Genomic DNA, 19,677 nt, shown 5'->3' with positions numbered 1-19,677 from the left:
ATCCCGAAAACAAGCATCAATGCTTCGGCGACGGCCGAAGTTTCATCCTCTTAAAAAACGTGAAGCCCCGCATGGCAAAACCATGCGGGGCTTCACGAGATACAGTCCTGAAACCGGATTGATCAGGCCCGGCGCTCATCTGCCGAGAAAGCACCCGGACCGGCAAACACCAGATAGAGGAAGACGAAGCAGAACAGGATGGCGGCATCGCCGCCGTTCAGGGCCGGGAAAGGGCTGCTTGGCGCATGCGCCATGAAATAGGCGACGGCCATCTGACCGGAAAGGATGAAGGCGACCGGTCGCGTGAACAGGCCGATGAGCACGAGAATGCCGCCGACGAGTTCCAGAAGCGCCGCCACCAGCATCAGGGTCGGCAGTGAGCCTTGCATCTGCGATGCCGGAAAGCCGAACAGCTTCTGCGTTCCGTGTTCGATGAAAAGCAGCGCCGCGATGATGCGCAGTGCCGCGAGAGCATAAGGCCGATAGCGAGAAAGATTGTCGAAAATTGCCATGTTCATGTGTCCCCGTTGAAGTGGTGCCGCGCTCGATACAGTGCATTTTCTCCTTTATGGATACACGTCTCGAACACCGGAAATCACGTTTCCGATATTGCAGAACTCCCTTAAATACAAAAAGGGAGGCATTCTACACATGGTTGATTTTCCAGCATAAAATTGGCCGTCTGCTGGAAAAATCAACTCAAGGGTACAGGCATTTTTTCGCGCGGCAAAGGCGGAAAATTCCGCCTCTCCATCACGCCTGCAGCACAACCACCTTGGAGCCAACAGGCACGCGGCTGTAAAGATCGATGATATCGTGGTTGAGCATGCGGATGCAGCCGCTCGACATGGCGTGGCCGATGGATTGCGGCTGGTTGGTGCCGTGCAGGCGGAACATGGTATCGCCGCCGCCGCGATAGAGATAAAGCGCGCGTGCGCCGAGCGGATTGTTCGGTCCGCCCGGCATGCCGCCGGCGAACTTGAGATTGCGCGGATCGCGGCGCATCATGTTTGCGGTCGGCGTCCAGGAAGGCCATTCGGATTTGCGGCCGATATAGGCATCGCCTTTCAGCGCAAGACCCTGCCGGCCGACACCGACGCCGTAACGCATGGCGCGACCATCGCCCATAACGTAATAGAGCCGCCGTGCCGGCGTATCCACCACCACCGTTCCGGCCGGATGCGCCGTATCATAAGTGACTTCCTGCCGGCGCAGCTCAGGCTTGACCTTGTCGAGATGCATGGCGGGAAGCGGGAATTTCTCCTCCGGCTTCGCCCCGTAATTGAGCCTCTGCTGGCCGATGCCGGTATTCGCGCAGCCAGCCAGAAACAGCGGCAATCCGAACAGAACACCACGACGTGAAATAGACATGTAACCCCCGCCAAATCATGTGATTAACGAGAGGTATAATTTTATGGTTAACAAATCTCTAATATGAGGTTGCAGTAATTAACGTGCCGCAACCGCTGCTGCAGGCCTGCGGTTGGCGAGATAAACGCCCGTGACCGCCAGAACCGTGCCGGCGATCATGGCGGGCGTCAGCGTTTCGCCGAAAAGCAGGGCGGCTTCCACGGCGGCAAGCGGCGGCACCAGATAGATCAGCGAGGCCGCACGCGACACCTGCCCGCGCCGGATGAGGTAAAGCAGCAGCGCCACGGCGCCGATGGAGATCGCGCCCACCGACCAGGCGAGTGTGGCCGCAAGCCCGAGGCTCCAGTCCACATGCCCGTCTTCCAGCAAAAGCGCAAAGGGAACGGTGACGAGCAGCGCGCCGACATATTGCAGCGTGGCCACCGCCATGATGTTCCCTCCATGGACGTATTTCTTCTGGTAAAGCGTGCCATAGGTCACCGACACCATGCCCAGCACATTCACCGCCACGGCATAAAGCGGCACGGACATGCCAAGCGCGCCGGTCGCCATCACCTTGGGTAGCACGGCGATGGAGATGCCGGCAAAACCGAGCAGCAGACCTGCGCGCTGCATGGGTGAAATCCTCTCGCCGATCATGAAACGGGCGGCCACTGCCGTCATCAGCGGCTGCAGACCGGCAATGATGCCACCGATCGCCGCCGGCACACCCTGACCGATCGCCCACCAGATCATACCGAGATAAATGCCGTGCAGGAACACGCCGGAGAGGATCGCCCTCAGAACATCGGCGCGCTGCTTCGGCCAGGAAATGGCGGATAGCCGGCAGATCGCCCATAATATCAGGCCGGCCAGCAGGTAACGCAGACAGAGGAAGGTCAACGGCCCGGTATAATAGACGGCATATTTGGCAGTAACCCAGCCGGTCGACCAGAGAAAGACGAAGATGGCCGGAGCCAGACGGTCAAGCGACATGGGAACATCCCCTGTGCGGCATGATCCCGCCTCTCGGACATTGCCGGGAGGCGCAAGGTCATGCAGCGAATTGATATTTCGGCCAAAACACACCGGCGAAAGAGCAGGCCGGCTTGGCACAGGCCTGCGGCGGCATCCGGGCCGTTTCCCAAGGCGGTATCGTCATCCCCGCTAAAGGTCAAAGGCGTTTTCGTGATCGCATCTTTCAGTTTTTCTGATGCGGCATACGCGATCCATCAACCGAAAACGAACGAACAAATTTTGTGCATTCGCCCACGGCGCACACAGCACCATCATGCCCTTCCGCCCTGCCGCGCCGCGCAACCATTTTGACGATGCCGCATTTATAGGCTGAAACCGAAAAAACGCTTCTTTTTTAAAACTCTAGGGCGACAAAAAATCTTCATCGGGAGCTCCGCATAGTTCTTGCATTGCATTTAGCCTTGTATTCATATGGTAAAAAAGGGGACATCGAAGTTGGCATTTGACGAAATGATAAATGCGGACGACACGCCGCGAAGCCCATATGAAAACTATAACGAGTGGTACAGCCGACAGGACAGGTCGCACCTGATCCAGAAATCAAAAGACGCGGAAAACATCTTTCGAAAAACCGGTATTACTTTCGCAGTCTATGGCCATGCCGACAGTTCAGAAAAACTGATCCCCTTCGATATTATCCCGCGCATCATCTCCGGCCGTGAGTGGCGCAAACTGGCTCAAGGCATCGAACAGCGCGTTCTCGCCCTCAATGCTTTCCTCGATGACATCTACCACAAGCAGGAAATCATCCGCGCCGGTCGCATTCCCCGCGAAATCATTGAAAAGAATGTCGCCTTCCTGCCGGAAATGATCGGTTTCACCCCGCCCGGCGGCGTTTATACCCACATTGTCGGCACGGATATCGTCCGCACCGGCGAAGACCAGTTCTATGTTCTGGAAGACAACGCCCGCACACCCTCCGGTGTCAGCTACATGTTGGAAAACCGCGAGACGATGATGCAGATGTTCCCGGAGCTCTTCCACGAAAACAAGGTGCGCCGGGTCGAAGACTATCCCTATCTGCTGCGCCAGTCGCTCGCCTCGCTCGCACCCCCCGGCTGCACCGGCAAGCCGCGTGTGGCCGTGCTCACCCCCGGCATCTATAATTCCGCCTATTACGAACATTCGTTCCTCGCCGACATGATGGGCGTGGAGCTGGTGGAAGGGTCAGACCTGCGCGTCATGGACGGCAAGGTCAAGATGCGCACCACCCGCGGTTATGAGGCCATCGACGTGCTTTATCGCCGTGTCGACGATGACTACCTCGATCCGCTTACCTTCCGTCCGGATTCGGCGCTCGGCGTGCCCGGCATCATGGATGTCTATCGCGCTGGCAACATCACCATCGCCAATGCCCCCGGTACCGGCATTTCCGACGACAAGGCCGTTTATTCCTACATGCCCGAGATCGTCGAATTCTACACCGGCCGCAAGCCGCTGTTGGAAAACGTGCCGACCTGGCGCTGTTCGGAGCCGGACAGCCTGAAATACGTTCTCGACAACCTTGCCGAACTGGTCGTCAAGGAAGTCCACGGTTCGGGCGGTTACGGCATGCTGGTCGGCCCCACCTCGACGAAAAAGGAACGGGCGCTGTTTGCGGAAAAGCTGAAAGCCCGCCCCTCCAATTACATCGCGCAGCCGACGCTGTCGCTTTCCACCGTGCCGATCATGGTGAAAAACGGCATCGCCCCGCGCCATGTGGATCTGCGTCCCTATGTGCTGGTGTCGGACAAGGTGAAGATCATTCCCGGCGGACTGACCCGCGTTGCCCTCAAGGAGGGCTCGCTGGTGGTCAATTCCAGCCAGGGCGGCGGCACCAAGGATACATGGGTACTGGAGGATTAAGCCATGCTGGGCAGAACGGCAAACGGGCTCTACTGGATGTTCCGGTATATCGAGCGCGCTGAAAACATCGCCCGGCTGATCGATGCGGGCCTGCGCGTTTCGCTGACGCGCTCCGGCAGCGGCGACGAGGACTGGGACGGCGTGTTGCAGAGCGCCGGCGTGCGCGAGGCCTTTCTCGAAACGCACGACAAGGTAACGACGGCGGATGCAATCGATTATCTCCTGCGGGACAAGGCGAACCCTTCGAGCGTCCTCTCCTGCATCGAGGCGGGCCGCAACAATGCCCGCATGGTGCGCACGGCGCTGACGCGCGAGACATGGGAAGCGACCAATGAATTCTGGATCGAGCTTAAGAGCAGCCTTGCTCGCCGGGTAAAGGCGGCAGACATGCCGCAGACCATCGACGGCATCAAACACCGCGCCGGTCTGGTGCGCGGCGCTTTCCATGGTTCGATGCTGCGCAACGACCTCTATAATTTCTCCCGCATCGGTACCTTCATCGAGCGTGCCGACAACACCGCCCGCATTCTCGACGTCAAATATTACGTGCTGCTGCCGGCCGTCGCACATGTCGGCTCCTCGCTCGACAATGCCCAATGGGAATCCATCCTGCGCTCGGTCTCGGCGCATCGGTCTTATGGCTGGGTCTATGATGCGGAATACAAGCCGGCCAATATTGCCGACTTCCTCATTCTCAATGGCCGCATGCCGCGTTCGCTTGCCTATTGTTACGAGAAGATCGCCAGCAACCTCAATTACATCGCTGAGGATTACAGCGAAAGGCACAAGGCACACGAGACGGCCGAGAGCATTCGCGACAGCCTGCGCAAGACGACGATCGACCGGGTCATGGATGAAGGTCTGCACGAATTTCTGGAGAGATTTGTCAACCGCAATGGACAATTGGGACAGGAAATCACGGAAGGCTACCGCTTTTATCTGTAAGCGCGTGGACGGGAACAGCTTATGCGTCTGAAAATCACCCATACGACGGAATATGTCTATGACGAGCCTATGCCCTATGCGTTGCAGCGGCTGCGGCTGACACCGCAGACCGGCCCCTGCCAGACGGTGGAAAACTGGGATGTTTCGGTCGACGGCGCCACCGTCGAAGTGACCTATGACGACCATTTCGGCAACCGGGTGGCGCTGGTGGAAACGGAAGGCCCGCAACGCAGGGTCAAGGTGGTGGCAAGCGGCCTCGTGAATACTGAAGACAAGGCCGGCGTGTTCGGCACCCACACCGGCAATGCGCCGCTGTGGCTCTTCCTGCGCGAAACCCCGCTCACCAAGCCCGGAAAACTGGTGCGCGAACTGGCAAAGGCCAGCACCGGCGACAGCGAACTCTCCCACCTGCACGACCTCATGGAGAAAATCCATGAAAAGGTCGAATATGTTCCGGGTTCGACCGACATCGAAACCACGGCGGAAGCGGCGCTTGAGGCTGGCAAGGGTGTCTGCCAGGACCATGCCCATATCCTGATTTCCGTAGCACGGCTGATGGGCCTGCCGGCTCGTTATATTTCCGGTTATCTGATGATGGAGGAGGTGGCGGAACAGACGGCCACCCACGCCTGGGCCGAGGTGCATCTGCAGGGGCTGGGCTGGGTCGGTTTCGACGCCGCCAACAATATCTGCCCTGACGACCGCTATGTGCGCATCGCATCCGGCCTCTGCTACCGCGACTGCGCGCCGATATCAGGCATGCGCATCGGCCCGGCTGGCGAAACGCTGAACGTCTCCGTCACCGTGCAGCAGTCACAGAGCCAGTCGCAAAGCTGAGACCATGGCCGGCAAGGACGACGAAACCATCGGTTTTTATACCGACAACGCTGGCGCCTATACCTCGAGAGGACAGGCGGCGGACCGCCCGCATCTGGAAAAATTCCTGTCGCACCTTCCCGATGGCGCAAGCATCCTCGAACTTGGGTGTGGCGGCGGGCAGGACAGCGAATTCATGCTGGCAGCCGGTTTCGATGTTCATCCCACGGATGGAACGCCCGAAATCGCCAAAGCGGCGGAAACCCGGCTCGGCATTCCCGTCGCAACATTGTTGTTCGAAGATATTGACGACAGGCAACGGTACGACGGCGTCTGGGCCAATGCCTGCCTGCTGCATGTGCCACGCCCCGCCCTGCCCGCCATTATTGGCCGCATCCACACGGCGCTGAAGCGGGGCGGCATTTTTTACGCCAGCTTCAAGGCCGGAGAGGCGGAAGGCCGCGACACGTTGGGCCGTTATTACAACTATCCTTCGAAAGCCTGGCTCGACGATCTCTACCGGCAATTTGAATGGACGAGCGTCGAGATCGAATCCCGGCACGGCAGCGGTTATGACAAGCTGCCGACCGACTGGCTGCATGTGACGGCAACTAAGTCCTGATCCTTTCCGAAGAACTTGCAGGTTGCGAAAGCACGCCTCGACCGTTTAAATCGCCGCATCGATTTGCAAGCATGATCCGGTTTCAGTCTTGAGGGAAGGAAGCCGGCCGGGAGACGTCCTTGTACAGCATTTCCGACTATCGCGACTGCCAGTCCCATGGCTCCACAATCGCCAACCGCGTCTGGACGGCATGGTGGCAGGATAGCGGCCTTCAGGTCGGCGACGTTGAGGAACACCTGAAGGACATGACCAACCCCCATGCCTTGCCGACCGGCTTCGTCGCCCATGACGGCGACGCATATGTCGGCTCCGCCTTCCTCATCCATTCCGATCTGGAGGAACGCCCGCAATATCTGCCATGGGTCGCCGCCCTCTGGGTGGAAGAAGGCCGCCGACGCTCAGGTGTCGCAAAAGCCTTGATGCAGGCCGCGACGCAAAGGGCCGTCGAACTCGGTCACGAGACCAGCTATCTCTGCTGCAAGCGCAATCTTGAAACCTATTACATCAATTGCGGCTGGACCGTTCTGGAACGCGGCGTCGGCAAACACGATCTGACGGTGCTGACCTATAGCACCAAAACATAGGCCGTTCGCCACATCTCTACGTGCCGAACAGCCATGGATGACCAGGAGGAAACCATGCAACCGCCAGCCGCCATCATGGAAACCGCGATCTACGCCGACGATCTCGATGCCGCCGAGGCTTTTTACCGCGATGTTTTCGGGCTGGAGGTGGTGCGCAAATTGCCGGGTCAATTCGTCTTCTTCAAGTGCGGCCGGCAAATGCTGCTGATCTTCGATCCGCAGCAATCGCGCACAGCCACGCCAGACAATCCAATCCCGCGCCACGGCACGGTCGGGCAAGGCCATTTCTGCTTTTATGCGGAGAACAGATCAGAGGTGGATGGCTGGAAAGCCCGCTTCGAGGCGCTTGGAATTGCCATAGAACTTTATCACCGCTGGCCGAATGACAGCTATTCCGTCTACATCCGCGACCCGGCGGGCAATTCCGTGGAGGTGGGGGAAGGCAGGCTTTGGGGGCTCGCCTGAACCGAAAGCCCAAGTTGCCCGTCATACAACAGAAGAGGAAAGGACGGCAGCTCCTCCCTCCGTCATCCTCGGGCTTGTCCCGAGGATCTAACCACGGCGTGCAAAATCAATCGGTTGCAGATCCTCGGGACAAGCCCGAGGATGACGTCGAGAGGGAAGCAATGCAGGGAACCCACCCTCAACCAATTTAACGTCTAGAGCATTTCCGTTTTTACTGAAAATGCTCTACCCCGCAGATCAGATCTGCCGAATAGCAATCTCTTCTTCCGCGTCCACCGCCAGCGGGTTCCGCAGCGGCAGGCCGAAACCGGCGGCCTCGATCTCGAACACGTCGCCCGCTTCCGGCTTGATACCTTCTGCGAAGGAGAGCGTTGCCGTGCCGAACATGTGCACATGCACATCACCGGGCGCACGGAACAGGCCGTATTTGAAGTGGTGATATTCGAGGTTCGCAAAGGTGTGGGACATATTGTCCTCACCCGAAACGAACGGCTTTTCGAAGATGACGTTGTCGCCGCGGCGGATGCGCGAGGTGCCGCGAATATCCGAAGGCGCAACGCCGACGCGGATTTCCGGGCCGAAGCTTGCCGGGCGCAGCTTGGAATGGGCGAGATAGAGATAGTTGACCCGCTCGGTAACGTGATCGGAGAACTCATTCGAGACGGCAAAGCCGATACGCACCGCTTCACCCTTGTCGGAGATCACATAGATGCCGGCCATCTCAGGCTCTTCGCCGCCATCGAGCGCGAAGGACGGCGAGGTGAGCGCTGCACCGGGTGCCGCTGCCACATGGCCGTTACCCTTGTAGAACCACTCGGGCTGCACGCCCTTTTCGCCGGCCTTGGGCTTGCCGTTTTCCAGACCCATGCGGAACATCTTCATGGAATCCGTGAGGCTTTCCTCGGCGGCTTCCGAAGTCTTCTTGTGCATGCTGTCGCGGGTCGCAGCCGAACCGAGATGGGTGAGGCCCGTGCCGGTCAGATGCAGATGGGCCGGGTCGGGATGGGTGATCGGCGGCAGGAAGCGACCTTCGGCATAGGCCTTTTCGAGATCAACGGCATCGCCCAGACCATGGGCGGACACGACGTCGGCAAGGCTCTTGCCGCCATTGGCGGCTTCCATGGCGAGCGCGTAAACCGACGCGGCACCCTTGACCGCCTGCGCCTGTCCGCCATCTTCGCGAACCGCTACGATGATTTTGCCACTGGCATCTTTGATCTGTGAAATAAGCACGGGATTTCCTTCCTCCGGCGCCGAGCGCCTTATCTTCGTCGGCGCATCGCGCCTGTATCTTATGAAAGTGGCCGGAAACCGGCCACTTTTTTGACTTGCGATTTGGGTGGGCCGATCAGCCCTTGTTCTTGTTGTAAACGTCGAAGAACACGGCGGCGAGCAGCACGAGGCCCTTGACCATCTGCTGGAAATCGATGCCGAGACCGACGATCGACATGCCGTTGTTCATGACGCCCATGATGAACGCGCCGATGACCGCGCCGGTGATCTTGCCAACGCCGCCGGAGGCCGAAGCACCGCCGATGAAGCAGGCCGCGATCACATCAAGCTCGAAACCCACGCCTGCCTTCGGCGTCGCCGAGTTGAGGCGGGTCGCGATGATCATGCCGGCAAGACCGGCCAGCACGCCCATGTTGACGAAGGTGAGGAAGCTCAAACGTTCGGTGTTGATACCGGAAAGCTTGGTCGCCTTCTCGTTGCCGCCCATGGCGTAGACACGGCGACCGATGGTCGTGCGACGGGTCACGAAACTGTAAAGCGCAATCAGCACCAGCATCACGATCAAGACGTTCGGCAGACCGCGATAGGTGGACAGCTGATAGCCGAGGAACAGGATAGCGCCGGAGATCAGCAGATTCTGCACGATGAAGAAACCGAACGGCTCCACGTCGATACCATGCTTGACGTTCACCACGCGACGACGCCACGCCAGATAAAACAGCGCTACCGTAATCAGTACGGTCAGGATCATCGAGGTGGTGTTGAGACCTTCGATACCGCCGATATCAGGTAGGAAGCCGGTGCTGATGATCTGGAAATCGGTCGGGAAAGGACCGATATTCTTGCCGCCAAGCACGAACAGCGTCAGGCCGCGGAACACCAGCATGCCCGCCAGCGTCACGATGAACGACGGAATGCGGTGATAGGCGATCCAGTAACCCTGGGCCGCACCGATGATGCCGCCGATGACAAGACAAATCAGCGCCGCCAGAAACGGGTTCATGCCCCATTGCACGGTCAATATGGCCGCAATCGCGCCCACGAAGGCGACGATGGAGCCGACCGAAAGGTCGATATGCCCGGCAACGATGACCAGCAGCATGCCCAGCGCCATGATGACGATGAACGAGTTCTGCAGGATGAGGTTGGTGAGGTTGACCGGTCGGAACAGGATGCCGCCGGTGTAGAACTGGAAGAAAACCATGATGGCGACGAGCGCGATCAACATGCCGTATTCGCGGATATTGGAGCGAATATAGGATGCGACCGAGATGACGTTACTTTCTTCGCTTGTTGTGTTTGCCGAACTCATGAGTTCTTCTCCCCTGAGCGCATGATAGCGCGCATGATGCTTTCCTGGCTCGCCTCTCCCTTCGGCAATTCAGCGACGATGCGGCCTTCGTTCATGACGTAGATGCGGTCGCAATTGCCGAGCAGTTCGGGCATTTCCGATGATATCATCAGAACGCCTTTGCCGTCGGCAGCGAGCTGGTTGATGATGGTGTAAATTTCATATTTCGCGCCGACGTCGATACCGCGGGTCGGTTCGTCGAGGATCAGCACGTCGGGATTGGAGAACAGCCACTTGGACAGCACAACCTTCTGCTGGTTGCCGCCTGAAAGATTGACCGTTTCCTGAAAGATGCCCGAAGACCGGATGCGCAGGCGCGTGCGGAAATCGCTCGCCACCTTCATTTCCTTGATGTCGTCGATGACGCTGGCACTCGACACACCGGCCAGATTGGCAAGCGTGGTGTTGTGCATGATGTTGTCGTTGAGCACCAGGCCGAGATGTTTGCGGTCTTCCGTGACGTAGGCAAGACCGGCATCGATCGCCTTGCGCACGGTGCTGACATCCACGGACTTGCCGTCGATCAGCACGTCGCCGGTGATCTTGTGGCCGTAGGACTTGCCGAAAACGCTCATCGCGAATTCCGTGCGCCCTGCCCCCATCAGCCCGGCGATGCCGACGACTTCGCCCTTGCGAACGGTGACGTTGATATCGTGCAGAACCTTCCGGTCGCGATGCTGCTGGTGGTAGGCGTTCCAGTTCTTCACTTCGAGAATGGTCTCGCCGATCGGCACATCGCGGGGCGGATAACGATCTTCCAGATCGCGTCCCACCATGTTGCGGATGATGACATCCTCGCTGATTTCTTCCTGATGACAGTCGAGCGTCTTCACCGTCATGCCGTCGCGCAGCACGGTGATCTGGTCGGCCACCTTGCGCACTTCGTTGAGCTTGTGGGTGATGATGATCGAGGTCATGCCCTGCTTGCGGAATTCGATCAGCAGGTTGAGCAGCGCCTCGGAATCGCTTTCGTTCAGCGAAGCGGTCGGCTCATCGAGAATGAGCAGCTTCACGCTCTTCGACAATGCCTTGGCAATTTCAACCAGCTGCTGCTTGCCCACACCGATATCGGTGATCAGCGTCTCCGGCGATTCCTTCAGGCCCACTTTCTTGAGAAGTTCGCGGGTCCGGTTGAAGGTCTGCTGCCAGCTGATGACGCCGTTCGTGGCGACCTCGTTGCCAAGGAAGATGTTTTCGGCAATCGACAGGAGCGGCACCAGCGCCAGCTCCTGGTGAATGATGATGATACCAATATCTTCGCTGTCGTTGATGGCGCGAAAGTTTCGCACAGCGCCTTCGTAGTGAATTTCGCCCTCATAGGTGCCGGCGGGATAAACACCGGAAAGGACCTTCATCAAGGTCGACTTTCCCGCGCCGTTCTCACCGACGAGTGCGTGGATCTCACCCTCTTTTACCTTGAGGTTGACGTTCTCCAGCGCTTTCACGCCCGGAAACGTCTTGGTGATGTTCCGCATTTCGAGAATGGTATTGGCCATATCGCAATCCAGCGCCCGATTAATTTCGGCGTTTTTATTTTTATGGAAAAACGGGGATGACGCCAAGTCATCCCCGCATGTGTCTTCAGGCTTATTTCAGCTGGTCTTCTTTGTAATAACCGCCATCAACGAGAACCTGCTTGTAGTTCTCCTTGGTGACTGCAACCGGCTTCAGCAGGTAGGACGGAACGACCTTGACGCCATTTTCATAGGTCTTGGTGTCGTTTACCTCAGGCTCCTTGCCCTGCAGAACGGCATTCACCATGTCAACGGTAACCTTCGCGAGTTCGCGGGTGTCCTTGAAGATGGTGGAATACTGTTCGCCTGCAATGATCGACTTGACCGACGGCACTTCAGCGTCCTGACCGGAAACGATCGGCAGCGGCTGGTCCTTCGAACCATAACCAACGCCCTTCAGCGAGGAGATGATGCCGATGGACAGACCGTCGTAAGGCGACAGAACGGCGTCAACCTTGGCGTCGGTGTAATAAGCCGACAGCAGGTTGTCCATGCGAGCCTGGGCCGTTGCCGGATCCCAACGCAGCGTACCGACCTTGTCCATGCCCATCTGGCCGGACTTTACGACCAGCTTGCCGCTGTCGATGTAAGGCTTCAGAACCGACATCGCGCCATCGTAGAAGAAGAAGGCGTTGTTGTCGTCAGGCGAACCGCCGAACAGCTCGATGTTGAACGGACCCTTGCCGTCCTTCAGGCCAAGCTTGTCGGTGATCGAAGTCGCCTGCAGAACGCCAACCTGGAAGTTGTCGAAGGTTGCGTAGTAGCTGACGTCGCCGCTGTTGCGGATAAGGCGGTCATAAGCGATGACCTTGATGCCCTGCTCGCCAGCCTGCTTCAGAACGTCCGACAGCGTGGTACCGTCGATCGAAGCGATCACGAGGACCTTGACGCCCTTGGTGACCATGTTTTCGATCTGGGACAGCTGGTTCGGAATGTCGTCGTCGGCATATTGCAGGTCGGTCTTGTAACCGGCTTCCTGCAGCTGCTTGACGATGTTGTTGCCGTCATCGATCCAGCGAGCGGAAGACTTGGTCGGCATGGCAATGCCGACGGAACCCTTGTCCTGCGCAAAAGCCGGCGCTGCGAAGGAAGCAGCACCGATGGCACAAGCCGCCATCAGCGAAATAATGGACTTCATAACTCTCTCCCTTGAACCCTTCTCTGGTGTCCGCATGCTGCGCCGCACCATGAAATTCATGCCGTCAGAGGAAGAAGCCGCACTAAGCCCCATCCCAATCTCGCAACTGCGAAACGGAACAGATGCCGCTCCTCCCCGGCATCCCGCAAACTGTTCTGAATCCATATAACTGTCAAATAGAATATATCGGCTTACCTATATCAATTCTGCTATATTAAATCGATACAATAATCGTTGAGGGGTATAAAACAGCGCATGAGCAACCAGAAAGTGTATGAGCAGACGCAAACGACAGACGCGCTTTTCGTCTTTGAAGACAACCCGCTTCTGCGCGCCGGATTAAAGATGAGCCATCTGCGCATGCTGGTCATGATCGAGGAGCACGGCCAGGTCAGCGCCGCCGCAGCCGCCATGAACATAACACAGCCGGCGGCATCACGCATGCTTTCGGAAATGGAAGCAATCGTCAAAAGCCCGCTCTGTCAACGGGCTTCCCGCGGCGTGGTGCTGACGAAGTTCGGCGAGGCGCTGGCGCGTCGGGCGCGCACCATATTGCTGGAACTGCGTGAAGCGAGCCGCGAGCTTAACCAGATGAAATCCGGCAGCGGTGGCTCGGTCTATATCGGCGCCGTTACAGCACCCGCCATCAGCCTTGTGGTTCCCGCCATCAAACGGGCGACGGACACCTATCCCGGCATCGAAATCAATGTGCAGGTGGAAAGCAGCAACGTGCTGGCCCGGGAGCTGCTGGCAGCGCGTCACGACTTCATCATCGGCCGTATTCCGGATGATTTCGACCCGGGCCTGTTTTCCATCCACGAAATCGGCATCGAGCGCGCCTGTCTGGTGGTTCGCGACGGGCATCCCCTGCTTGGCGGCGAACCGGTAACGCTGAGCGATCTTTCCGCCTATGACTGGGTTTTCCAGCCGCCCGGCGCCCTGTTGCGCAGAACGATGGAGGATGTGTTCCTCACCCACGGCGTTGGCATGCCACGCAACATCATCAACACGCCATCCATGCTTCTGACGCTTGCGCTGATCTGCAACACCAATGCGATTGCGCCGATCGCGCAGGACATGGCCGAGTTCGTGGCCGGCCAGCAGGCCGATATCGGCCGCACCCGCATCCTGCCGACGGATTTCGAACTTGTCGTCAAGCCCTACAGCATCATCACCACCAAGGGCCGCGTTTTGCCGCCCAGCGCCCGGCTGCTCTACGATCTGGTCCTGGATGAAAGCCGAAAACTGACCGGCCCATGATGGACATGGCGATGACACGAGGCAAGCCAGACACCACCTTCATCCTGTAAACAGGCCGGATTTATCAGGGTCGTCGCAGGGGAAACAGCCGCATGCTTTTCGGACAATCCGTCTTCCAGTCGGTCGTCGAAAGACTGAAGCAGGAAAGAGAAGAGGAAGCCGCGGAACCGCCGCCGCCTGCCCGCCATCGCATCGCCGGTTTCAATTCCAGCTTCGTCGTCGGCACGCCTTCTGCTGCACCGCAACCGGGAAACGGCGGCCTCGACGCCTATCTCGCCTTTCTGGCCGACCCGGCGCCCCCGCCTGAACCCCAACCGGAGCCAGAGCCGGAACCCATGCCGGCGTATCTCGAAAAGACTTCGCTCGCGGATGTGTCAGTGGAACTGGCGATCCATGAAACCGACACCGCCGCAACGCTTGCGGAAAAACGCCGCGCTTTCGCCCGCCTCAACCACCCCGACGGGGTGAAACCGGAATTCCGGCACAATGCGACCCTGCGCATGACCGCGGCAAACCTGCTGATCGACCAGGCGATCTGGATGCTGAGAACTTAAATCTTGAATGCAAGGCGAAACGCGCCTGCCGGGGGATATGCAGCTTTCAGCCAGCGTCGTTTTTATCGACGGGCGCGCTATCGGCGAGTTCTTCTGAAACGGTCTTGTCCGCTCCAGCCTTGGCCGCATCATCGGCACTCACAGGCTTGAACTTCACCAAAAGTTCATAGGCCGCATAGGCGGCGATGCCGCCGACGATCGTTCCCCAGAAAAACTCGCGATTGACGAATTCGATTACAGCCCAGGCCGCGCAGAAGCCGACGATCAGCAACCTGACCCATAAAGGGCGATAAAGCGGATGGCTGGTATCGATGTTCAGCATGGCGTTCCCGTTTCCGGCCTTTTTTCGGCACACCGCGCGCTTACGGCATCGGGTGACCAAAGGCATATGCAGGTCGTCTTGGCCGTTTCACAGGAAAATTGCAATGCAAATCGAGCCGTCACCAATCAGGCTGTCGTGAAAGGGCAAATCCCCAAGCACAGCCAACCGGCCGGAAAACCGGCACGACCCGCACTTCCGGGTCGCGCCCCCCCCAGAGCCGTCTCCATCGGCGATAGCGGCGTTCAGCCTCGCAGACGTCCGAGCAGCGATAGCAGCTGGTCACGGGCTTTCTTGCCGCCGATCCTGTCGATCAGCTTTTCCTCGCGGTCGCGCCATGAATCGGAAAGGCTGTCGAGAAGGCGGCTGCCCTCCTCGGTCATGTCGAGAAAATGAACGCGCCTGTCCTCTTCCGACCGGCGGCGGACAAGCAGACCCTTCTCTTCCATGTTGTCGACAATCGCGACGAAATTGGCGCGCTGGATGCCCAGCGCTTCCGCCACATCGCTCTGTTTCAGGCCCGGATTGCCGCCGACAATGACGAGAACTGAGAAATCGGCCGGTCGCAACCCCCGTTCCGCCAGCACATCTGAAAACCCGTTTGCCACGGCAAGTTGCGAGTGCCGCAAATGATAGCCTATCGCCGTCGCCAACAATCCATAGTCAATCGCCGTAAGATGCACCGGTTCCACTCCGTCGCTTTCGGCCTTTTCCGCCCGCGGCCCGTTGCTATGTGCCAATCGCAAAGCCATCCGATCCCCCGCTTGATTCGTTCCTTTACCCTGCCGAAATCATAACCGACAACGTTCCAAAACTGTATCCTAAATAAATGTAGGTGATACTAATATTGTATAATAATTTGACAGTTAATCCGCAAAAATCCAAATCCGGCTTCCAGGCCGCCATCCGGAGGCCGGGAAAAGTATCACTATTTACCCGCCGATTTTGAGGGTATGACGCCGCCCGCCGCGCCGTGTTTGAAAGGCTTTGCGCCCGTCCGGCCACCTGCCCATGGTGGCGGCGAAACAGCCGCCGCATCAGACGATAACATACTACTTATAGGGGAAACCCAATTTCAATAAAAAAAGCAATACGCCAAACGACGCATTGTTTCCCCAACCAGCAGAAAGGCATCAGCACCCCACAATAAATCGCACCCCACCCCGGCGAAAAAACAGGTGATGTTTCGTAAATCTCTGATTTTTAGACATTGATGCGGAAAGAAAGCTGGGGTATGAACCAACCGCTGCACGCGATTCAAGCGTGACCGCTGCACCCGTAGCTCAGCTGGATAGAGTGTTGGATTCCGATTCCAAAGGTCACAGGTTCGAATCCTGTCGGGTGCGCCATATTTTCCAAGGCTTCCAGCGATTTTGTTAGATGGATAAAAATCTTACAGGAAGCATATAGGAAGCACTGCTTTCCATCGGAGCCGAGATGCGCCAGAACGATTTTATCCAGTTCGATACTCTGAACCAGATGGAACCTAGCGAAGTGGCGCTCATACAGGAGCTTGTTGTTGGCTTCTTTGGCACCCCTCACCCGGAAGTCATCTTCGATGGCGTGTATTTCCATGAGCGAAGGTTTCCCTTCACAATCTACACCGACCCAGACAATCCCAAACAGGTTGCGGTTTGCCTGCCTGAGCATCAAGCCGATGACGGTTTGGCGCGCTTTTTCCACCTGACGCATGAACTAGTTCATTGCCTCACTCCTAATGGCCCGCAGACCGGACAAGCAACAGTGCTTGAAGAGGGATTGGCAGAACACGCAAAAATTTATCTTCTCGAACAGTTTTTCCAATCCAGATACGAAGGCGTGGATTTCAGAACCATGACCGCCGGAGACTATCGAGCGGCATTCGACATGGTGGAGGAACTGGTAGCGGTCTATGGCCTCCAAGGCATGCGCCAAATTGTTACGGCCATGAGGATGGAAACGCTGCTGCCCTTCGCTCACATCGGACCGGTCATCTTACGACCTTACTTTCCAAGATGCCGGACTGAACTGCTCGTAGCCTTGGGGTCACCTTTTCACAAGGCGTGACGTGCAGCTGAGCATGGCCTACAAAACTCGTGCATCGATCCGCGTCTATGACGTCAGTGAAAGCTCGCAGACGCCCCATAGATTCATAAATCTCGCTTCACCGCTAGGAGGCAATCATGGAAAATCCGAAGAGGTCGATGTCGCGGGAGGAGCTTTACGAACTAGTGTGGTCCACCCCAATGCAGAAGCTGGCGGAAACGTACGGCCTATCAGATCGAGGATTAGCTAAGACTTGTCAGCGATATCTCGTCCCAGTGCCGTCGAGGGGACACTGGGCAAAAATCGACGCCGGGCAACCCGTTAAACGGACGCCCCTGCGGGCAGTTGAGAATACGGCGCTCCACACGGTGCACATCGGCACTAGGCCGGTGAGCACCCGCAGCCCTTACGTAACCCAAATTCTCGATACTGCTCTGCGAGAAATAGAGGACGAGGACAAGCGCCTGCGTCAGCCTTCTCCAACTGCCCACTTTCCTCATGCGCAGCCTCAACCACGAAAACCTCTCGCATCCCAAGACAAAGACGAGCGAGCTGTCATAATGCAGACAGGAAAGCTTAGATCTGAAGTCCAATCCTTCGTAGCTGAACTCCGAAGTCGTGAGAGCGATCGAGATGGCTACGTTTCACTTAAGGGCGCAAAAGTTACACCAAAAGATTTGCCTCGCGTCGGCGCCATTTTAAACAGCCTCTGCGCTAAACTCGAACCCTATGGTTTTGCCTTTACTGCCACATCCCCTAGGCTAGGTTTCGAGAAAGATGGGACAACATTGGGATTCACTATTGACGCTCCGAGAAAGCGACAAATCGAGATATCTCGCAGTGGCTGGCAGCACTTCACGTACGTGCATGTGGGGAGATTGAGATTACACTTTTACGGCCCAGGTGCTGGCGTCAAAACGGAGTGGTGTGACACCGAGACCCAAACGATCGAGGGCCATCTATCCAAGATTGTAGATAACTATCGGATTGCGCACGTCGCCGCGCGCGAAAACGATGAGCGAAATCGTCAGGAGGCTGCGCGTCGAGCGCATATGGCGTCTCGTAGGAAGATGGCAGAGCAACGAGCGAAGCGTGAAAGCGATCGCCTTTCCTTTTTGCAGAGTATTGCCAATGCGCGCCGTGAGGCAGACGATTTACGCGATACAATTTCCATCGTTCCATATTGCGAAGATCTCCCGGCGGACTACCGACGAATGCTTGAGTGGGCTCGAAAGCGGCTGATGCAGCTTGAGGAGCAAACGCGTGTTGAGGCAATTCAGACATCTTTAGAGGCCATGCTGCTTTTCGCGAATCCGGATCCACTTCATGATCCCGAAGGTGAGCCGCCACCTAAGCTGAACTACTGGGACGACTAGCTTAAAGACCGAAAAGTTGATCCGATTCGTTTATCTGTCAGGCGAAGGATTAGCATTTTTGGCGCGTGGGAATTTTCGCTCGTGAATCTGGCGCAACCATAACTGCTCTCGAATTTGATCGGCCTCGCTCATCTCGTGGTGGCTCGAAGATGCCTGCTCTGGTTCCTCGACAGGTGAAGACGGCGCTCCACTGTGATTTTCCGCTAACGCCCTGAGGCTGTCCGTGAGCGCTCGCTCGATATCACCCATTGGATAAACAAGAATTCCTTTTTTGCCCCTGAAGGAGCGAATAGCTCCAGCACGGCGCCACTTGTTCACAGTCTGAGCGGTCAGCCAAGGCCAACGTTCAATGAGCTCATCGTGAGTAATCATTTCTGTAAGCGTCACCGGCGGAAAATCCCGGTCTGGCATCCTTAGATCCTTGTTGTAGGGGTGATCAGTCATCCAATGAATCTTTATGCCCCAGCTTGACTCCGTCTCAAACCAGAACATAATCAGAACATCGCTTGGCACGGCGGCGTGTGCCTTTCGGAAAATCAGGGACGATTTAACTCTTGAACCGGAGAATGAGAACGTGCGCCCAGAAAGACGAGAACCGGAAGCCGATCCGGTTGACCACATTATCGCATGGCACGACGGCGATAGCCGCGCTGCGATAGAGACCCTAATGGAGGATATCCAGCACTTGCGGATGCAGCTCGCGCTGGCGACCGCTGCCATGGGCAAAGGATTTACGAGGGGATGGAAGCCGGACGCTGAGCGAGATGCCACCTAGAGAAGCATATACGCTGTCAGATTATGGCGGGGAGCCAGTATGCGTCTTGTGCGAGGACTGCGAGCTTCTCAAGTCTATAAGCTCAGCAGAACTCATGATCGAGTTTGGCGACTTACAGATGCCGACGATGTTGGAAAAAATATCTCAGGAGGTCTTCAAGTGCCCAAAGCCTATGGAAGGCTTCTCTGGACGGTGCAGGCTCAGATACCACACCAAATCTGGCAGCCTCATGGAAGCTTTGAAACAAGCGCCGCCGCCACCCGTTAAGGTCAAGGAAATACGAAACTGGGAAATTGTCGTTGCCAAGTGCAATTACTGCGGCCACGTTTCGAATGTCCCGCACTGGCAACTGAACCGCGTGGCCAAGGCCGACACCACTGTAGACGATCTAGCCAAGCGGCTGAAATGCAAACGGTGCAACGTCAAGGGTGATGTGAAGATCACCATAGCCAAGATGCCGAGGTGAG

General features: G+C 57.4%; 22 protein-coding genes and 1 tRNA gene. 13 read left to right on the top strand and 10 right to left on the bottom strand.

The genetic code is table 11. From position 1 onward, the window contains the following. Positions 1-122: 122 nt before the first annotated feature. The 3 genes from FCH38_RS07175 to FCH38_RS07165 form a co-directional block, all read right to left on the bottom strand. Entirely contained in the window at positions 123-512 is a 390-nt protein-coding gene (locus FCH38_RS07175) for a DoxX family protein (RefSeq protein ID WP_174373338.1), read from the bottom strand. A 241-nt stretch (positions 513-753) separates the two neighbouring features. Then, positions 754-1,371 (bottom strand): L,D-transpeptidase, encoded by a 618-nt coding sequence (locus FCH38_RS07170; RefSeq protein WP_153514885.1) that lies wholly within the window; start codon positions 1,369-1,371, stop codon positions 754-756. A 78-nt stretch (positions 1,372-1,449) separates the two neighbouring features. Then, positions 1,450-2,346: a DMT family transporter gene (locus tag FCH38_RS07165; protein ID WP_174373337.1), complete on the bottom strand. Its 897-nt coding sequence runs from the start codon at positions 2,344-2,346 to the stop codon at positions 1,450-1,452. A 477-nt stretch (positions 2,347-2,823) separates the two neighbouring features. Here FCH38_RS07165 and FCH38_RS07160 point away from each other — a divergent pair, with 477 nt between their 5' ends. The 6 genes from FCH38_RS07160 (at position 2,824) to FCH38_RS07135 (ending at position 7,665) form a co-directional block, all read left to right on the top strand. Beyond that, positions 2,824-4,233 carry a circularly permuted type 2 ATP-grasp protein gene (locus FCH38_RS07160; RefSeq protein ID WP_174373336.1) on the top strand — a complete coding sequence of 470 codons (1,410 nt, stop codon included), beginning with the start codon at positions 2,824-2,826 and terminating at the stop codon, positions 4,231-4,233. A 3-nt stretch (positions 4,234-4,236) separates the two neighbouring features. Next, entirely contained in the window at positions 4,237-5,178 is a 942-nt protein-coding gene (locus FCH38_RS07155; protein WP_149899949.1) for an alpha-E domain-containing protein, read from the top strand. Positions 5,179-5,199: 21 nt separating this feature from the next. Beyond that, entirely contained in the window at positions 5,200-6,015 is an 816-nt protein-coding gene (locus tag FCH38_RS07150) for a transglutaminase family protein (RefSeq protein ID WP_174373335.1), read from the top strand. Positions 6,016-6,019: 4 nt separating this feature from the next. Further along, positions 6,020-6,616 carry a class I SAM-dependent methyltransferase gene (locus tag FCH38_RS07145; RefSeq protein WP_149899947.1) on the top strand — a complete coding sequence of 199 codons (597 nt, stop codon included), beginning with the start codon at positions 6,020-6,022 and terminating at the stop codon, positions 6,614-6,616. Positions 6,617-6,735: 119 nt separating this feature from the next. Then, positions 6,736-7,200, top strand: a complete 465-nt coding sequence (locus tag FCH38_RS07140; protein WP_149899946.1) for a GNAT family N-acetyltransferase — start codon at positions 6,736-6,738, stop codon at positions 7,198-7,200. 54 nt (positions 7,201-7,254) lie between these two features. Next, positions 7,255-7,665, top strand: coding sequence for a VOC family protein (locus tag FCH38_RS07135; protein WP_149899945.1), 411 nt, complete (start codon positions 7,255-7,257; stop codon positions 7,663-7,665). A gap of 237 nt (positions 7,666-7,902) precedes the next feature. On the opposite strand, the gene araD1 is transcribed toward FCH38_RS07135, so the two are convergent. The 4 genes from araD1 to chvE all read right to left on the bottom strand — a co-directional run bounded on the left by araD1 (position 7,903) and on the right by chvE (position 12,901). Beyond that, positions 7,903-8,898: a 2-keto-3-deoxy-L-arabinonate dehydratase AraD1 gene (araD1, locus tag FCH38_RS07130; RefSeq protein ID WP_174373334.1), complete on the bottom strand. Its 996-nt coding sequence runs from the start codon at positions 8,896-8,898 to the stop codon at positions 7,903-7,905. Between the two features lie 115 nt (positions 8,899-9,013). Continuing rightward, on the bottom strand, positions 9,014-10,210 hold the full coding sequence (gene gguB / locus FCH38_RS07125; RefSeq protein WP_153514874.1) for a sugar ABC transporter permease GguB: 1,197 nt from the start codon (positions 10,208-10,210) through the stop codon (positions 9,014-9,016). Then, a complete protein-coding gene (gene gguA, locus FCH38_RS07120; protein WP_149899942.1) occupies positions 10,207-11,745 on the bottom strand; it encodes a sugar ABC transporter ATP-binding protein GguA in 1,539 nt (512 codons plus the stop codon). The genes gguB and gguA overlap by 4 nt, the downstream gene beginning before the upstream one ends. A 91-nt stretch (positions 11,746-11,836) precedes the next feature. Next, positions 11,837-12,901 (bottom strand): sugar ABC transporter substrate-binding protein ChvE, encoded by a 1,065-nt coding sequence (gene chvE / locus FCH38_RS07115; RefSeq protein ID WP_149899941.1) that lies wholly within the window; start codon positions 12,899-12,901, stop codon positions 11,837-11,839. A 255-nt stretch (positions 12,902-13,156) separates the two neighbouring features. Between chvE and FCH38_RS07110 the strand changes: the two genes are divergently transcribed. Beyond that, positions 13,157-14,161, top strand: coding sequence for a LysR family transcriptional regulator (locus tag FCH38_RS07110; protein WP_153514870.1), 1,005 nt, complete (start codon positions 13,157-13,159; stop codon positions 14,159-14,161). A 92-nt stretch (positions 14,162-14,253) separates the two neighbouring features. After that, positions 14,254-14,715 carry a hypothetical protein gene (locus FCH38_RS07105; protein ID WP_174373333.1) on the top strand — a complete coding sequence of 154 codons (462 nt, stop codon included), beginning with the start codon at positions 14,254-14,256 and terminating at the stop codon, positions 14,713-14,715. Between the two features lie 46 nt (positions 14,716-14,761). Here FCH38_RS07105 and FCH38_RS07100 read toward each other — a convergent pair whose 3' ends face one another. Together FCH38_RS07100 and FCH38_RS07095 are read right to left on the bottom strand one after the other, a co-directional pair. Continuing rightward, positions 14,762-15,037: a hypothetical protein gene (locus FCH38_RS07100; RefSeq protein ID WP_174373332.1), complete on the bottom strand. Its 276-nt coding sequence runs from the start codon at positions 15,035-15,037 to the stop codon at positions 14,762-14,764. Positions 15,038-15,279: 242 nt separating this feature from the next. Continuing rightward, positions 15,280-15,786: a MarR family winged helix-turn-helix transcriptional regulator gene (locus FCH38_RS07095; protein ID WP_149899937.1), complete on the bottom strand. Its 507-nt coding sequence runs from the start codon at positions 15,784-15,786 to the stop codon at positions 15,280-15,282. Between the two features lie 520 nt (positions 15,787-16,306). Between FCH38_RS07095 and FCH38_RS07090 the strand changes: the two genes are divergently transcribed. The 3 genes from FCH38_RS07090 to FCH38_RS07080 all read left to right on the top strand — a co-directional run bounded on the left by FCH38_RS07090 (position 16,307) and on the right by FCH38_RS07080 (position 18,435). After that, a tRNA-Arg gene (locus FCH38_RS07090) sits at positions 16,307-16,383 on the top strand. An 88-nt stretch (positions 16,384-16,471) separates the two neighbouring features. Then, on the top strand, positions 16,472-17,080 hold the full coding sequence (locus FCH38_RS07085) for a hypothetical protein (protein WP_174373331.1): 609 nt from the start codon (positions 16,472-16,474) through the stop codon (positions 17,078-17,080). Between the two features lie 116 nt (positions 17,081-17,196). Continuing rightward, positions 17,197-18,435: a hypothetical protein gene (locus FCH38_RS07080; protein WP_174373330.1), complete on the top strand. Its 1,239-nt coding sequence runs from the start codon at positions 17,197-17,199 to the stop codon at positions 18,433-18,435. A gap of 30 nt (positions 18,436-18,465) precedes the next feature. On the opposite strand, the gene FCH38_RS07075 is transcribed toward FCH38_RS07080, so the two are convergent. Then, complete coding sequence (locus tag FCH38_RS07075; RefSeq protein WP_174373329.1) at positions 18,466-18,879, bottom strand: hypothetical protein; 414 nt, start codon at positions 18,877-18,879, stop codon at positions 18,466-18,468. 130 nt (positions 18,880-19,009) lie between these two features. Between FCH38_RS07075 and FCH38_RS23460 the strand changes: the two genes are divergently transcribed. Together FCH38_RS23460 and FCH38_RS07070 are read left to right on the top strand one after the other, a co-directional pair. Beyond that, positions 19,010-19,210 (top strand): dehydrogenase, encoded by a 201-nt coding sequence (locus FCH38_RS23460; protein WP_336510793.1) that lies wholly within the window; start codon positions 19,010-19,012, stop codon positions 19,208-19,210. Between the two features lie 94 nt (positions 19,211-19,304). Continuing rightward, on the top strand, positions 19,305-19,676 hold the full coding sequence (locus tag FCH38_RS07070) for a hypothetical protein (RefSeq protein WP_236776576.1): 372 nt from the start codon (positions 19,305-19,307) through the stop codon (positions 19,674-19,676). Position 19,677: the final 1 nt, after the last annotated feature.

The organism is Agrobacterium tumefaciens, from assembly GCF_013337285.1.
Taxonomy (GTDB): Bacteria; Pseudomonadota; Alphaproteobacteria; order Rhizobiales; family Rhizobiaceae; genus Agrobacterium; species Agrobacterium burrii.
This window is presented reverse-complemented; position numbering and strand designations above follow the sequence as displayed.